The following is a 14,311-nucleotide window of genomic DNA, read 5'->3' as shown; positions in this document are numbered from 1 at the left end:
GGTCGCTCCGGGCGTGGGCGCCGACACCGGCTCAGGAGACGAAGCCGACGATGTCGGTGCCCTTCCGGCTCCGTGCGATCCGCAGCCAGCCGACGACCTCCGCGACGGCCTCGGCCACCTCGCGCTCCGGCACCGGGGCGCGGCCCTCGCGCCCTGCCCGGTCGAACCGGTCCAGCGCCTGCCCGCAGTCCCCGGCCGACCAGGTGCCGCAGGACGGCACCGCGCAGAAGGGCAGTCCGGTGGGAAGGCCGCCGCCGTACTGGAAGTCCGCGACCGAGACGGCGGTGATCCCGTACGCCTTCAGACCGTCGTCGACCACCTCCAGCCAGTTGCCCCGGAACGGGCCGAAGGAGTCGACCTCCAGGGGCTGTCCGACCAGCCAGCACAGCCGCCGGTACGCGTAGCCGTACTGGAAGGCGTGGTCCTCGTTCCCGGAGAAGGGCCCGCCGTGCACCACGGCGCGCAGCGCCTCCAGGGCGGTCGGGGCGCCCTGCGCGATCTCGTCGGCGAAGTGCTCGTCGGACCTGTCCAGGGACGGGCCGAAGTACGCGAGGGCCTCGTCGACCGCTCCGTCGTCGCCGCTGCCGACGCGGGCACGGAGCTCCGCGGGGTCGACCAGGTACGCGCGCAGGAAGGAACTCATATCAGCACGGTAGCGGGCGCAACGGACAGCCGGGTCGGCGGGTCCGGCCGCCCTCGGGCGGTGGGGTCGTACTGAATCTTCTTGCCGCAGAGGCAAGTTGACGGGACGGCAGCGGCCTCGCCGGCTCCCCGGGTGAGGGGTGGGAGCGTCGGCGGCCCGGGCTCAGGCCGCGGCCGCGGAGTCGCGGGCGGGGACGGCGACCAGCACGAACTCCGCGCCGGCGTCGTCCCGGACCAGCGCGGTGCGGCCGAACGGCCCCGGCACCGGATCGGTGACGACGGTGCCGCCGAGGGCGCGCAGCCGGTCGGCCGCGCGGTCGGTGTCCTCGGTCGCGAAGTGGACCAGCCAGCGTGCGCCTCCCTCCGAACCGGCGCCCGGGCCGGAGGGGCTGGAGGGGTCGGAGGGGCCGATGCTGCACGCGGGCCGACCGGCGACCCGGGCGAGGGTGTGGCCCGCCCGCGGCCGGTCGTAGCTGTAGCCGACGACCCGGCGGTAGAAGGCCCGCGCGGCGTCGGGGTCGGGGGAGAGGTGCGCGTTCCAGGCGAACGCGCCCGGTTCGTCGACCAGTCCGGCGCCGTCTATGGTGCCGGCCCGCCAGAGCCCGAAGCGGGCGCCGAGCGGGTCGACGGCGAGCGCGGCGCGGCCCTGCTCGGGCACCTCGTACGGTTCGCGGGCGAGGCGGCCGCCGGCGGCCCGGACGGCGGCGGCGGTGCGCAGCGGGTCGGGGCAGGCGAGGAAGGTGGTCCAGGCGGGCGGGTCGCTCGGCCGGGCCCGTTCGACGGCCGCGACCTGGGCGCCGTACCGGGTGGCCACCGCCTCGGCGGGGCCGGTCGGGACGAACTCCCAGTCGAACAGCGCGCCGTAGAAGGCCTGCGCCCGTGCGGTGTCCGGTGTGGTGAGCACGACCCAGCACGGGACCCCGGGGTGGTAGTTGCCCGGCTTCGGCATGCGGTCCTCCTGGCGGGCCCGGTGTCCGGCGCCCGGCGTCCGGTGCCCGGAGCAACGGCCCCACCCGCCAGCCTCCGCGCCCGGCGGGTGTGCGGCAAGCGGGCGTCCCCGACGACGATGCCTAGGACACCCCGTGCGGCCGGAACTGGACGCTGATCCGCGGGCCCACCGGGCGGGCCGTCTTGGGGATCGCGTGCTCCCAGGTGCGCTGGCAGGAGCCGCCCATCACCACCAGGTCCCCGTGGCCGAGCGGGTGGCGGACGACGGTCGTGCCGCCGGACCGGGACCGCAGCGCCAGTGTGCGCGGCTCGCCGACGGAGAGGATCGCCACCATGGTGTCCTCGCGGGCGCCGCGCCCGATCCGGTCGCCGTGCCAGGCCACGCTGTCCCGGCCGTCCCGGTAGTAGCAGAGTCCGAGGGTGCGGAACGGCTCGCCCAGCTCCCGGGCGTAGTGGTCGCTCAGGGCGGCCCGGGCCAGGCCGAGCACCGGGTGCGGCGGTTCGGCGTGCGCCGGGTAGGAGGCCAGCAGGCGCGGGACGTCGACCGTCCGCTCGTACATCTCGCGGCGTTCGGCGCGCCAGGGCACGGTGGCGGCCAGCTGTTCGAACAGCTCGTCGGCCCCGTGCAGCCAGCCCGGGAGCAGGTCCAGCCAGGCGCCGTCGCCGAGCGGCTGCCGTCGCAGGCCGTCGAGCGGGCCGAGGCGGACGCCGCCGCGGTCGGTGTCGTCGAACAGCGAGGGCTGGAGGTGGACGGTGCCGTGCATGGGGTCAGCGTACGCCCTTGTTCGAACAGATGCTCGAATATTGCGCCCAGGGCATGGGTATGCCGAGCGATGCACGGTGATATTCAGTTAATGCCTTCGATTTGCAGGCCAAATCGGGAATGTGGCAACCTAATCGCAGACATTAAAGAGTTTTGACATCGGAAAGCGAAGGATCATGTCGGACGGCGCCCGCGTCATCGTCGGAGTCAGCGGTTCCCTGCACAGCCTGACCGCCCTGCACCGGGCGGCCGAGGAGGCCCGGGTCCGGCAGGCGGTGCTGGTGCCGGTGCTGGCCTGGACGCCGGTCGGCGGCGAGCGCAACTACCGGGCCCGGCCGTGCCCGCCGCTGCTGCGCGCCTGGCAGGAACTCGCCGAGGCGCGGATGGCGGGCGCGCTGGAGCAGGCCTTCGGCGGTCTGCCGATCGGCGTGCCGGTGCGGCCGCTGGTCGTGCGCGGCGATGCCGCCACGGTGCTGACCGGGCTCGCCGACCGTCCGGGCGACCTGCTGGTGGTCAGCACCGGCGAGCAGGGCGGCCTGCGGGTCAGGCTGCGCGGGCTGACGCGCCGCTCGGTCACCCGGCAGTGCCTGGCCCGGGCCCGCTGCGGGGTGCTCGCCGTTCCGCCGTCCACGCTGCACGAGGACCTGCGCGCGCTGCACCGCGGCATCGACCTGCGGGAGCTCGCGGCGGCCTGACGGTTCGTCAACTCCGGTGCGTGGTGCGGCCGTCGACCACCGTACGGGTGGGGCGAAGGTCGCGCAGCGCGTCCACCGGGCAGTCCAGCGGATCGACCGGCCACACCGTGAGGTCGGCGAACGCCCCCGGCCGCAGGCTGCCGCGCACCGCGCTCTCGCCGGTCAGCCGGGCCGCGTTCACGGTGTGCAGGGCGACCGCCTCGGCCCGGCCGATCGCGTGCTCCGGGCCGACCACCCCGGCCGTGGTGCCCCGGGTGGTCATGCCCCAGACCGACACCATCGCGCCGTACGGGCCGACCGGGAAGTCCGAGCCCCCGGTGATCAGCGCGCCCTCGTCCAGCCACTCGCGCAGCGGGAAGAGCGCGGCGGTGCGCTCCTCGCCCCAGGCCCGCTGCTGGGTGGGCGCGCCGTCGTGCAGCAGCGGGTGCTGGACCGTCACCGGGATGCCGAGGGCGATCGCCCGGGCCCGCTGTCCGGGGCGGGCCAGGCCGCCGTGCTCGACCACCAGGGTGCCGGGCGGCAGGCCGGGGCGGCGCGCGGCCACCTGCTCGAAGACGTCCAGCAGCACCCGCAGCCCGCGGTCGCCCCAGGCGTGCACGCCGACCCGCCAGCCCCGCCCGACCACCCGGTCCACCGCCGCGAGCAGCTCGGCCGGCTCCCAGAGCAGCCGGCCGTGGTAGCACGGCTGCCCCCGGTAGGGCTCCTCCACGGCGCCCGCCTCGAAGCCGCCGTCGATGCCGAACTTGACGCCCCACAGACTCAGTCGGCCGTCGTCCCGGCCGGCGGAGCGCCAGGCGTCCATCCGCTCCAGCAGCGCGTCCACCTGCTCCGGCGTGCGGGCGGCGAAGCCGGAGACCAGCGCCCGGACCCGGACGGCCAGGGCGCCCCCGGCCCGCGCGGCGTCCAGCACCTCCAGGTCCTCGACCGGCACCAGGCAGTCGCGGACGGTGCCGATGCCGGTGGCGGCGAAGTCGGCGGAGGCGGCGCGCAGGCCCTCGATCCGCTCCGCGAGGGTGGGGCGCGGCAGCACCCGCTCGACCGGTTCGACCGCCCGGTCGACCAGCCGGCCGGTGAGCCGTCCGTGCCGGTCGCGCTCGATCACACCGCCGGGCGGTGCCTCGGTGGCCTCGGTGATCCCGGCCAGCCGCAGCGCGGCCGAGTTGAGCACCATGTTGTACGCGCCGCGGCGCACCAGCACCGGGTGGGCCGCGGTGGCCGCGTCCAACTCCCCGGTGGTGGGCATCCGTTGCTCGGCCAGCAGTACCTCCTGCCAGTTGACCGTGGTCTGGATCCACTCCCCGGCGGGGGTGCGGGCGGCGCGCTCGCGGATCAGGGCGAGGAACCCGGCCAGATCGTGGGCCCGGTGGACGGGCACGCCGTGGACGCTGTGCCCGGCCATGACCAGATGGGTGTGGGTGTCGTCGAAGGCGGGCAGCACCGTCGAGCCCGGGGCGTCCACCACCTCGGTGGCCGGGCCGACCAGGGCGTCCAGGCCGTCGGGCGCGGGGGACAGAGCGGTGATCCGGCCGCCGGTGACGGCGACCGCCCGGCGGGGCGGCTCGCCGGGCACCAGGGTGTGCACGGCGGCGGCCCGGATCAGCAGGTCGGCGGGGACGGGGGCGGGGTCGGTCATTGCGGCTCCTGGATCGCCGGACGCACCGGGGGGCGGGACAGCCCGGTGACCTTCTCGACGTACCGAAGACTGGGCTCGGCGAGCAGTCCGTGCAACTCGGTGAACACCGCGCGGGCCGGCACCGCGTTCCAGTCGGCGGGCAGCAGCTGCGCGGGCAGCCCCGGGTCCAGGTACGGCAGGCGGCGCCACTGGGTGAGCATCGGCACGTAGGCGCGGAACGCCTCGGCCGGGTCGACCGGCGACCGGTCGCGCCGCTCCTCGGCGATCGGGTGCCAGGCGTCGGCGAAGGCCGCGTACTGCGCCTCGATCGCCGGGAGGTCCCACCAACTCGCCACCGCCGTCCGGAGATCGGCGAAGCCGGCGTACTCGGCGGAGAGGAACAGGTGGACGTAGGCGCTCAGCCCGAGCCGGTCCAGCAGCCGGCGGGCGTCCGGCAGCAGCCGGGCGGGCGCCAGCCAGACCCCCGGGGCGGCGTTGCCGAAGCCGAGCCAGCTCAGCCGGGAGCGCAGCTGGTGGCGGTGGGCGCGGGCGGACTCGGGCACCGAGAAGACCGCCACCACCCAGCCGTCGGCGAGTGCGGCGGGCTCCAGGCTGTGGAAGATCCGCCGGTCGCCCTCCTCGAAGACCGGTTCCACCGCCGGGGCGAGCCGGTAGCCGGTTCCGCCGCGGCGCTCCTGGAGCAGGGTGCCGGCCTTCTTCAGCCGGGACGTCGCCGAGCGGACGGCCGGGCCGTCGACGTCCAGCTCGGCCAGCAGGGCGATCAGGTCGGCGATGGATATCCAGCCGCCGAGGCGGCGGACGAACTCGCCGTAGACGGTGTTGATCAGGGAGCTCGGCCGGGGTGCGTTCTCGGACATGCGCGGGCCCTCCTCCCCGGCGACTGGTGGCGATCATAACGAGGGTGCGGGACATCGGAAGGGTCTTGCCGATCTTTGCCGGATGCGCCGATCCGGCGGGAAGCGCACGGAACACCTGCTACGGGTGACGCCTCCTGCGCGTACCGCTACCGCCCGCTACGCGTAGGCGCCGGAGAGCAGGGTCCCGGCCCCGGGGGCGAAGGCGGGCAGGCCGAGGGCCCGCAGCAGCTGGTGGGTGGTGCAGACGGCGGCCGAGACCACGGGCTTGCCGAGCTGCTGCTCGGCCTCCTCGACGGCGGACAGCGAGGGCAGTTGTACGCAGGCCGAGAGCACCACGGCGTCCGCCCCGGCGTGGGCGAGACCGCGGGCGATCGCGGGCAGCCGGGCCGGGTCGTGGGCGGCCACGTCGAGGTTGTCGGCGATCTCCAGGGCGGCGTGGTCGAGCACCTCGATGCCCTCCGCGGCGAGGTACTCGACCACCGTCCGGGCCAGCGGCCGCAGGTACGGGGTGACCATCGCGACCTTGGCGGCCCCGAGTTCGTGCAGCCCGGCGACCAGGGCGCCGGCGCTGGTGACCACGGGCGCGGGGGCGCCGTTCTGGATGGTGCGCAGGTGCAGCCGCCGCTCGGCCTCGCGGTGGTAGCCGTGGCCGGTGGCCATCACCGCGACCAGGCAGGCGTAGCCGAGCACGTCCACCCGGGCGTCCGAGAGCTCGGCGGCGCAGCGGTCGGACTCGGCGTCCATGGCGCGCAGTTGCTCGGGGGTGACCCTGGTCATCCGCATCCGGCTGGAGTGGAAGGTGAACCGCTCGGGGGCGACCGCCTCGCGGGCCCGCAGCAGGGCGGGGACCTCGGTCTCCATGGTGACGTTGGAACTCGGGACGATCTGGCCGATCCGGTAGGTGGTCATCGGGCGGACGGTCCTTTCCGGTCGGGGCTGGTCAGCGGGCGTCGACCACGGGGTTGGCGAGCGTGCCGATCCGCTCGATGGTGGCCTCGACGAGGTCGCCGGGCTGGAGGAACTGCGGGGGCACCATCCCGGCGCCGACGCCCGAGGGGGAGCCGGTGGCGATCACGTCGCCCGGTTCCAGGGTGACGCCGGAGGAGATGTCGGCGATCAGCCGGGCGACGCCGAACAGCATGTGGCGGGTGTTGGAGTCCTGCCGCGGCTCGCCGTTGACCTTCAGCGAGAGGTCGAGCCGCTGCGGGTCGGGGATCTCGTCGGCGGTCACCACGACCGGGCCGAAGGGGGCGTAGCCGTCCTGGCCCTTGGAGAAGAACCACTGGCCGGAGCGGCGCTGGTCGCGGGCGCTGATGTCGTTGACGATGCTGTAGCCGAACACGTGCCGCAGCGCGTCCGCCTCGGCCACCCGGAAGGCGGGCGCGCCGATCACCACGGCGAGTTCGCACTCCCAGTCGAGCTGCTTGGTGAGGTCGGCGTTGTGCGGGATGGGCCCGCCCGGGCCGGTGACGGCGGTCGAGGGCTTGCCGAACAGCACCGGGCGGTCGGGGAGTTCACGGTCGGTGTCCAGGGTGCGGTGCGACTCGGCCACGTGCTCCACGTAGTTGAGGCCGACGCCGACGATCTTGCCGGGGCGCAGCGGCGCGCACAGCGAGACCTCGGCGAGCGGCCTGGTGGCCGGGGAGCCGGCGAGCAGCTCGCGGACGACGGCCAGGGCCGGTTCCCCGGCGCGGATCAACCCGAGGAGGTCGGGCGGGAGTTGAGCACCGGCGGCGGTGGCCAGGGCGGTCAGGTCGGCGACCCGGTCGCCGTCGAGCCGGGCGCCGAGGCGCGGGGCGGCTGCGGCTTCGGCGGTGGCAGCGGGGTCGGCGATTCGGAAGGTCAACAGGTGCATGGCGGTGGGGCTCCTGGTCAGGCGGTGGTGGTGGGCTGCTGCCCGTCCGGGTGGGCCTCTTCGCGGTGGAGGCCGAGCGCGTGCATCACCGGGAAGTCGTTGAAGGAGAACAGGCAGGCGTCCTCGCCCTGGTCGAGGTTCGCGTGCTCGTGCCAGGCCCAGGACGGGACGACGAAGACGTCCCCCCGCTGCCACTCGAAGCGGTGGCCGGCGATCACCGAGACGCCCCGCCCCTTGGCCGCGGTGTACACCACCGAGCCGGTGTGCCGGTGGGCGCGGGTGGCCTGGCCCGGTCGCAGCAGTTGCAGGTGGGCGGACATGGTCGGCATCACCGGGCCGCCGGTGACGGGGTTGGTGTACTCCATGACCACGCCGTCGAAGGGCGATCCCTCGGTGGCGCGGGCGAGTCGGCAGAGCGCGTGGTAGCTGGGCTCCCAGGGCCAGCCGAACAGCGGCGAGTAGGGGCGGGTCCACTTCTCGACGCCGTACGGCAGCAGGTTGCCGCCGTAGCTGAGCAGCGAGGAGTCGGTGACCGGCCCGGGCCGCTGGTACAGCTCCGGGTGGACCTCGTAGAAGTTGGCGTCGAGGGTGTTGACCAGCGGGATGTCCAGGCCGTCCTGCCAGATCACCGGGGCGTCGTCGGCCTCGTTGCCGTGCTCGTGCCAGGTGTTGTTCGGGGTGATCGCGAAGTCGCGCGGGCCGACCTTGAGCTTCTGCCCGTCCACGACGGTCCAGGCGCCGGTGCCCTCGTGGACGAAGCGCAGCGCGGAGGCCTGGTGGCGGTGCGCCGTCATCGCCTCGCCGGGGCCCATGATCTGCAGCCCGGTGTACAACAGGCCTACGGCGGCGCTCAGTTCGCGGCGGCCGGGGTTCACCAGCATCACCACCCGGCGCCCGGCGTCGTCGGCCTTCACCAGGGGCAGGGCCTTGTGCACCAGTGGGCGGAGGTCGGCGTAGCGCCAGAGCACGGGGACGGACCTCGGCTGCGGGTACCAGGGCTCGATCTCGTTAGCGACCGTCCACAGGGCGCCGGCCTGGTACTTGGACAACTCCTCGTAGTAGGCGAGCAGTTCCGGGCTGTCGGTGACCCTGGCCCGGCCGATCCGGTCGTCGTCGTGACCGTCGTGACCGTCGTGGCTTCCGCGACCGTCGTGACCGTCGTGGCCGGGGGTGCGTTCGGGGCTGGTCATGCCTCCTCCTCGGGGAACACCAGCGGCCGCAGCGGGCGGTTGTCCACGTGCAGCCGGAAGACGTCGAAGCGGTTGTAGTGGCCGACGATGTCGTGCATCTGCCGGGGCTGGACGCAGCGGCCGAGGTCGATCTCGGCGTAGACGATGCCCTCCTCGTCCACCAGCGGTTCGGTGACGGCACGGCCGTCCGGGCCGAAGATCCCGGACAGGGCGCTGTGCGGGCGGGCGAGCTGCTTGCGGAGCCGCGGGTCGTCGCCGGCGATCAGGTCCACGATCTCGGGGGAGACGGTGGAGCAGGAGACGACCGAGAACACCTTGCCCTCGAAGCAGTGCGCGGCGGTGCGCAGGGCGATGGAGTCCGCCATGTCGTAGTCCTCGGGGCCCACCGGCAGCGCGATGTAGCAGGCGGCGTGGACGAGTTCGCCCTGGGCCAGCAGCGTGAAGCGGGCCAGCGGGTTGGTGTTCTCGCCGCAGGCCAGCGCGCCGAGCGGGCCGACGGCGGTGGGGTGCACCGTGAGGGTGCTGCCGTCGCCCTGCCCCCAGGTCAGCTTCTCGGCCCAGGTCGGCACCAGCTTGCGGTGCACGCCGAGCAGTTCGCCGTCCGCGCCGATGATCAGCAGGGTGTTGTACAGCGGTCCGAGGCCGGGCCGGCCGCGTTCGTTGACCCCGATCACCAGCACCACGCCGGCCTGCCGGGCCGCGGCCCGCAGGGTGTCGACGTACGGGCCGGGGACGTCCACGGCGGCCCGGTACAGCCGGTCGTACCAGGGCGAGCCCTGCACCGGGTTCATCGTCCAGTTCCAGTACGGGTAGCCGGGCACGAAGACCTCGGGGAAGACCACCAGTTCGGCGCCGTGCCCGGCCGCCTCGTGGATCAGCGCGACGGCCTTGTCGACGGTGGCGGCCGGGTCCAGGTAGACCGGGGCGGCCTGGACGGCGGCGGCGGTGAAGCGGGGCAGGTCGGGCATGGTTCCTCGTCCCTCCTCGGGGGCTGCGGTGGGGAACGCGACGGCATCTCGAGGGGCTCGGGGGCCGCTCACGGAAGGTCCGGTGACCAGCGGCGGTGGACGGGCGGGGGCGGCTCGCGCAGCAGGTGCAGGCGCGGGGCGACCCGGTCGGCGTTCGGCCCGGGCGGCTTCCGGCTGCCGGCCCGCCAGGGTTCGGGCCAGCGGGCGCCCGGCCCGGTGTGGTTCCGCTCGGCGGCGGCGTGCAGCGTCCAGAGCGGGTCGTACAGGTGGGCGCGGCCGACCGCGACCAGGTCGGCCCGGCCGGCCAGCAGGACGGAGTCCGCGTCGTCGAACCCGGAGATGGCGCCGACCGCGATGGTCGGCAGGCCGGTGGCGGTGCGGACCAGTTCGGCGAACGGCGTCTGGTAGCCGCGCCCGTACGGCGGCCGCTGGTGCGCCACCACCTCGCCGGTGGAGACGTCCAGCGCGTCCGCCCCGGCCCCGGCGAGCGCGCGGCCGATCGCCACGGCCTCCTCCTCGGTGGTGCCGCCGGGTGCCCAGTCGCAAGCCGAGATCCGCACCAGCAGCGGCCGCCCGGCCGGCCAGACGGCGCGCACCGCCGTCAGCACCTCCAGTGGCAGCCGCAGCCGGTGGGCGAGCGGACCGCCGTAGCGGTCGGTGCGGCGGTTGGTGAGCGGGGAGAGGAAGGAGGAGAGCAGGTGGCCGTGGCCGAACTGGAGCTCCAGCACGTCGAAGCCGGCCCGGGCGGCCCGCTCGGCAGCGGCCGCGAAGTCCGCGGTGACGGCGGTCAGTTGGATGTCGTTCGCCTCGTGCGGCACCGGGCTGCCGGTGTCCCAGGGGAGGGCCGAGGGGGCGATCAGCGGCCAGCCCTCGGCGAGCGGGTGCCCGACGCCGTCCGGTCCGGGGGCGGCGGTCGCGCCCCGGCGGCCGGCGTGGGTCAGCTGGATGCCGAGCGGGGTGTCGCTCACCGCCCGTACGGCGTCGACGAGTCGGCGCCAGGCGGCCTCCTGGTGGTCCGCCCACAGGCCCGGGCAGCGGTCGGTGGCCCGGCCCTCGGGGCTGACCGCGGTCATCCCGGCGATCACCAGCCCCGCGCCGCCGAGCGCGTGGCCGGTCAGCTGGGCGCGGTCGAAGCCGCTGGGCAGCGCGTCGGGGGAGGTGAAGGTGGCGAGCGGGGGCACCACGACGCGGTTGCGCAGTTCCAGCGCGCCCAGTTTCAGCGGCCGGAACATCGGCGGCACCCCGGGCGAGCCGCCGAAGGCGGTGTCCACGGCGTCCACGAAGGCGGGGTCGCGGGCCCGCAGGTTGCCGTAGGTGACCCGCCGGCTGCGGGTGAGCAGGTTGAAGGCGAACCGGTCGATCCCCTGCCCGGTGCGCCGCCCGATGGTCTCGAACCATTCCAGGCTGGCCTGCGCGGCGCGCTGGGTGGACTCCACCACCGGGCGCCGCTCGGCCTCGTACCCGGCCAACGCCGCGTCCAGGGTGGGCTGTTCGCTCAGCGCGGCGGCCAGGGCGAGGGCGTCCTCCAGGGCGAGCTTGGTGCCGGAGCCGATCGAGAAGTGCGCGGAGTGCGCGGCGTCGCCGAGCAGGACCACGTTGCGGTGGCGCCAGCTCGCGTTCCGGACCGTGGTGAAGCGGATCCAGCGGGAGGCGTTGGGGATCAGCCGGTGGCCGTCCAGGTGCCCGGCGAGCAGCTCGGCACAGCGCCGCACGCTCGCCAGGTCGCTCTCGCCGCGCGCCGACTCCCGTGCGGCGAAGGCATCGAAGCCGGCGCGGTGCCAGGCGTCCGCGGCCGCCTCGACGATGAAGGTCGAGCGGGTGGCGCTGTACGGGTAGGCGTGCACCTGGAGGACGCCGAAGTCGTACCGCTCGACGATGAAGGTGAAGGCCTCGAAGACCTTGTCGGTGGCGAGCCACATGTAGCGGCAGTGGCGTTCGTCCAGGTCGGGGCGGAAGCTCTCGGGGTGGGCGGCCCGGGTGCCGGAGCGGATGCCGTCGGCGGCCACCACCAGGTCGTACTCGGCGGCCAGTCGGTCGACGGGCGGGGCCGGGGTGCGGTAGCGGACGTCCACCGCCAGCTCGGCGCAGCGCTGTCGGAGGACGGCGCGCAGCCGGTTGCGGTCCAGGGCGGCGAAGCCGTGGCCGCCGCTGGTGCGGACCTCGCCCGCGTAGCGGATGTCGATGTCGCTCCAGCGGGCGAACTCGGCGCTGATCGCGGCGAAGACGAGCGGGTCGGCCCGGGCGATGCCGTCCAGGGTCTCGTCGGAGAAGACCACGCCGAAGCCGAACTCGTCGTCCCGGCCGTCCCGTTCGAAGACGGTGATGTCCCGGTCGGGTGCCAGCTGCTTGGCCAGGGCGGCGAAGTAGAGCCCGCCGGGGCCGGCGCCGATCACCGCGATCCGGCGCACCGCCCGCGGAGCCGCGTCCGGTCGGCCCGCGCGGTCCGGTGCCGTGCTCATGCGAGCACCTCGGGCCGCTGCGGCCCCGCCTCGGCCAGCGTGCGGCGGACCTGCGCGGGCCACGGCTGGGAGCCCCCGTCCTGCGGCGCGGCGTGCACCACCGACATCCGCCCGCTCGCGGCCAGCCCGTGCGGGCCGTGCACCTCGAAGGCGTAGTGCAGGGAGGAGCCGCCGACCCGGACGACCCGCAGTTCGGTGCGGACCAGGTCGCCGAACCAGAGCCGTTCGCGGTAGTCGGCCTCGAAGTGCACCCGGGGTATCCGCCCGAACAGTTCGGCGAGCCCGAGCCGGCGCAGCAGGGCCGCCTCCGCCGCCTCGGCCCAGCGCTGCACGGCGGAGAAGTGGTAGTGCCCGGCGGCGTCGGTGTCGGACCACTCCACCCGGCGCTCGACGGTGACGCTGGCCGGGGTCAGGGCGGCCCGTCGGCGCAGCTCGGCGCGGTGCAGCTTGCCGGTCGCGGTGCGCGGCAACTCGGGCACGAACTCGACCGCCCGCGGGTACTTGTAGGGCGCGATGGCGCGCTTGACGTGCTCCTGGAGCGCGCGGGCCGTCTCCGGGCCGGCCGGTACGCCCGCGCGCAGCACCACGTACGCCTTGACCACCGCGCCGCGCCGCTCGTCCGGCGCGCCGACCACCGCGCAGTCGGCCACGTCGGGGTGGGTGGCGAGCGCCTGTTCCACCTCGGGCCCGGCGATGTTGTAGCCGGAGGAGACGATCATGTCGTCGTTGCGGGCCCGGAACCAGAAGTAGCCGTCGCGGTCCCGGACGTAGGTGTCGCCGGTGAGGTTCCAGCCGCCGCGGACGTAGTCCAGCTGGCGCTCGTCGTCCAGGTAGCGGCAGCCGGTCGGGCCCTTGACGGCGAGCATCCCGGGCTCGCCGTCCGGCACCGGGCGGCCCTGCCCGTCCAGGACCGCGGCCCGGAAGCCGGGGACGGGCCGGCCGGTGGAGCCGGGGCGGATGTCCCGGCCGGCGGCCGAGACGAACACGTGCAGCAGCTCGGTGGCGCCGATGCCGTCGATCAGCCGCTGTCCGGTGGCCGTGTGGAAGGCCTGCCAGACGGCGGCGGGCAGCGGCTCGCCCGCCGAGACGCAGTGCCGCACCCCGGCCAGCCGGTCGGCCAGCCCGGCGGCCAGGATCGCCCGGTAGGCGGTCGGCGCGGTGAACAGCACGCTCACCCGGTGCCGGCGGACCTGTTCGGCGAGCTGCTCGGGGGTGGCCTGCTCCAGCAGCAGGCCGGCGGCGCCCGCCCGCAGCGGGAAGACCAGCAGGCCGCCGAGGCCGAAGGTGAAGCCGAGCGGCGGGGTGCCGGTGAAGAGGTCCTCGGGGGTGGGGCGGAGCAGGTGGCGGGAGAAGGTGTCGGCGATGGCGAGCACGTCGCGGTGGAAGTGCAGGGTGGCCTTGGGGCGGCCGGTGGTGCCGGAGGTGAAGGCGATCAGCGCGACGTCGTCGGCGGCGGTCGGGACGGCGGGGAAGCCGGCGGGCTTGGCGGCGCAGCGGGCGGTGAGGTCCTCGGGGCCGGGGCCGCCGTAGGGGAGAACCCGCAGCCCGGGGGTCCGGGCCCGGTCCAGCTCGTCGAGGAAGCGGTGGTCGCACAGGGCGAGGGAGGGCCGGGCGATGCCGGTGAGCTCGGTCAGCTCGGCGGCGCGCAGCAGCGGCATGGTGGTGACGGCCACCCCGCCGGCCTTCAGGACGCCGAGCCAACAGGCTGCCAACCAGGGGGTGTTGGGGCCGCGCAGCAGGACCCGGTTGCCGGGGACGAGGCCGAGGTCCTCGGTCAGCACGCGGGCGATCCGGTCGGTGTGGCCGCGCAGTTCGCCGTAGGTCCAGCTCCCGGTGGGGGTGAGCAGGCAGCGGCGGTCCGGGCCGAGGCGTTCGATGGTGTCGTCGAGTAGGGCGGCGGCGCAGTTCAGGCGGTCGGGGTAGGCCAACTCCGGGATTTCGAAGAGGAGTTCGGGCCACTGCTCGAAGGGCGGGAGGTGGTCTCGACAGAACGTGTCCACGTGCGCCGAGGGTGAGAGCTCCATGGGCGGGCACCTCGTTGTGCGAGCGGGGAGTGAGGCCAGTATGGCGCTTCGGTGACGCCAGTCAAGAGAGCGATACACGCATTCGGGCGACGGCCCTGGTGGCGCTCCCCCCGGCGCCTCCGGTGCTCCCTGGCCCCTGGTCCCCGTTGTCGCCCGGCTCCCCGCTCGGGTCCGCGGGGCGGGGCGGGGGGGCACCCGCCCGCCCCGGCCCCCCCCCCCCGGCCCCGCCCGCCCCGGGGGGGGCCCGGCCCCGGCGGGGGGGATTAAAAAAAAAACA

Annotated in this window: 11 protein-coding genes and 2 pseudogenes; 1 reads left to right on the top strand and 12 read right to left on the bottom strand. The window is 75.0% G+C overall.

What is annotated here, in order from left to right; translation table 11 throughout:
* Positions 1–31: 31 nt before the first annotated feature.
* The 3 genes from ACFRQN_RS21605 to ACFRQN_RS21595 all read right to left on the bottom strand — a co-directional run bounded on the left by ACFRQN_RS21605 (position 32) and on the right by ACFRQN_RS21595 (position 2,354).
* The gene (locus ACFRQN_RS21605; RefSeq protein WP_049650655.1) at positions 32–643 is read right to left on the bottom strand and encodes a hypothetical protein; all 612 of its coding nucleotides are present in this window, start codon (positions 641–643) and stop codon (positions 32–34) included.
* 162 nt (positions 644–805) lie between these two features.
* The gene (locus ACFRQN_RS21600; protein WP_380741575.1) at positions 806–1,591 is read right to left on the bottom strand and encodes a VOC family protein; all 786 of its coding nucleotides are present in this window, start codon (positions 1,589–1,591) and stop codon (positions 806–808) included.
* Between the two features lie 121 nt (positions 1,592–1,712).
* Positions 1,713–2,354: an alpha-ketoglutarate-dependent dioxygenase AlkB gene (locus tag ACFRQN_RS21595; protein ID WP_380741574.1), complete on the bottom strand. Its 642-nt coding sequence runs from the start codon at positions 2,352–2,354 to the stop codon at positions 1,713–1,715.
* A 175-nt stretch (positions 2,355–2,529) separates the two neighbouring features.
* Here ACFRQN_RS21595 and ACFRQN_RS21590 point away from each other — a divergent pair, with 175 nt between their 5' ends.
* Entirely contained in the window at positions 2,530–3,048 is a 519-nt protein-coding gene (locus ACFRQN_RS21590) for a universal stress protein (RefSeq protein WP_380741573.1), read from the top strand.
* A gap of 7 nt (positions 3,049–3,055) precedes the next feature.
* Here ACFRQN_RS21590 and ACFRQN_RS21585 read toward each other — a convergent pair whose 3' ends face one another.
* From ACFRQN_RS21585 to ACFRQN_RS21545, 9 genes and pseudogenes are all read right to left on the bottom strand, one after another.
* On the bottom strand, positions 3,056–4,681 hold the full coding sequence (locus ACFRQN_RS21585) for an amidohydrolase (protein ID WP_380741572.1): 1,626 nt from the start codon (positions 4,679–4,681) through the stop codon (positions 3,056–3,058).
* Positions 4,678–5,538, bottom strand: coding sequence for a PaaX family transcriptional regulator C-terminal domain-containing protein (locus ACFRQN_RS21580; RefSeq protein WP_380741571.1), 861 nt, complete (start codon positions 5,536–5,538; stop codon positions 4,678–4,680). Before ACFRQN_RS21580 ends, ACFRQN_RS21585 begins: the two co-directional genes overlap by 4 nt.
* Positions 5,539–5,694: 156 nt before the next feature.
* A complete protein-coding gene (locus ACFRQN_RS21575) occupies positions 5,695–6,447 on the bottom strand; it encodes an Asp/Glu racemase (RefSeq protein ID WP_049650649.1) in 753 nt (250 codons plus the stop codon).
* 31 nt (positions 6,448–6,478) lie between these two features.
* The gene (locus tag ACFRQN_RS21570; RefSeq protein ID WP_380741570.1) at positions 6,479–7,393 is read right to left on the bottom strand and encodes a fumarylacetoacetate hydrolase family protein; all 915 of its coding nucleotides are present in this window, start codon (positions 7,391–7,393) and stop codon (positions 6,479–6,481) included.
* A gap of 17 nt (positions 7,394–7,410) precedes the next feature.
* Positions 7,411–8,583, bottom strand: a complete 1,173-nt coding sequence (locus ACFRQN_RS21565) for a cupin domain-containing protein (RefSeq protein ID WP_380741569.1) — start codon at positions 8,581–8,583, stop codon at positions 7,411–7,413.
* Positions 8,580–9,551, bottom strand: a complete 972-nt coding sequence (locus tag ACFRQN_RS21560) for a carbon-nitrogen hydrolase family protein (RefSeq protein WP_049650647.1) — start codon at positions 9,549–9,551, stop codon at positions 8,580–8,582. Before ACFRQN_RS21560 ends, ACFRQN_RS21565 begins: the two co-directional genes overlap by 4 nt.
* Positions 9,552–9,619: 68 nt before the next feature.
* Positions 9,620–12,010: an FAD-dependent monooxygenase gene (locus ACFRQN_RS21555; RefSeq protein WP_380741568.1), complete on the bottom strand. Its 2,391-nt coding sequence runs from the start codon at positions 12,008–12,010 to the stop codon at positions 9,620–9,622.
* Positions 12,007–12,351: pseudogene (locus ACFRQN_RS21550) on the bottom strand (acyl-CoA thioesterase); the annotation flags it as partial. The gene ACFRQN_RS21555 and the pseudogene ACFRQN_RS21550, both read right to left, overlap by 4 nt.
* Before the next feature lie 75 nt (positions 12,352–12,426).
* Positions 12,427–14,034, bottom strand: a pseudogene (locus ACFRQN_RS21545) (AMP-binding protein); the annotation flags it as partial.
* Positions 14,035–14,311 lie beyond the last annotated feature (277 nt).

This window comes from Kitasatospora sp. NPDC056800 (genome assembly GCF_042789775.1).
GTDB lineage: Bacteria > Actinomycetota > Actinomycetes > Streptomycetales > Streptomycetaceae > Kitasatospora.
Note: the sequence above shows the minus strand (reverse complement) of the source record. Positions and strands in the feature narration are given on the sequence as shown.